Origin of the sequence: Caballeronia sp. INML2, assembly GCF_023631365.1 — a bacterium.
Classification (GTDB): domain Bacteria; phylum Pseudomonadota; class Gammaproteobacteria; order Burkholderiales; family Burkholderiaceae; genus Caballeronia; species Caballeronia turbans.
Map to the genome: position 1 here is coordinate 1 of NZ_JALQDH010000198.1, position 885 is coordinate 885.

The 885-nt window shown below is 58.3% G+C and carries 2 protein-coding genes; both read right to left on the bottom strand.

Going from position 1 to position 885, the window contains the following annotated elements:
• Window positions 1–145: 145 nt before the first annotated feature.
• Window positions 146–541 (bottom strand): hypothetical protein, encoded by a 396-nt coding sequence (locus NCT32_RS36960; RefSeq protein WP_250491560.1) that lies wholly within the window; start codon window positions 539–541, stop codon window positions 146–148.
• 70 nt (window positions 542–611) lie between these two features.
• A partial coding sequence (locus tag NCT32_RS36965) for a hypothetical protein (protein ID WP_250491561.1) occupies window positions 612–885 on the bottom strand: 274 nt, incomplete at its 5' end.

Here is an 885-nt window from a genome sequence, read left to right on the forward strand (position 1 = left end):
TTAGCGGGATGCCGTTCGGCATGCGCTCACTTTCGACGATGTCGCGTAGTGCGTTGATCGCGGTTCTCAACGCCAAATTCGGACCGACCTTCATCGCGAGTACCTCCTTGAGAGGATTACGGCGCGAAGCGTGGGTCGAGGGACGTCATGCCGCTACGCGGTTCGCCGCAATCCCATTGTAGTCTTCGTGACTGACGAGCCGTAGCGGTGCGAGCGATGGGGCGTCAAAGAGCAGGCGATAGGATCGGCCAACTGGCACGGAAACCAGCTTGCCGGCCGAGGACTTGATGAACTTTCCGTCGAGTGAGAATGGATGCACGCCGCTACTGACCTTTGCGAGCAGATCTCTTGCCTCTCGTTGTACGGCCGAGAGGTGTCGCACTATGGACAGATCGATCGGATCGTCGGTAGTCGCGACTCGCTTCGCAATGCGCTTCTCCTCGAGGTCGAGACGACGCTGGGCCTTCTGCTTCTCGGCAGCCGCGCACGCGTGGCAGTATTTGCCCTTGCCGCTGTGGCCGCATTCGAAGGTACGTTTCATGGTGCATTCCTGAGTCGTTGGTGATCTATTGCACCACTGTTCGACGGTTGGTCAAGTGTCGGTAGACGACTTATTCAGGCTTCTTTTCGCCCGGCAACATCGCATCGAGTTCCTGCGATAACTCTAGGATTCGAGCGTCGGCGAGCTCGATTCGAGATTTGAGCCGGTCGAGGTGAGCCATCGCAAATGCATACTGCTCGGACAGCATCGACAGCGCCCAAATAGGACTGAGCGTGACATGACAATCGGCGCACATGACGATACCGCCGTGTTCGACGAGCCGAAGATTTCGGTGCGCACACTTGGCCTTAACATCGCGGGGCGTGTTAGGAGCGACGGCTCGC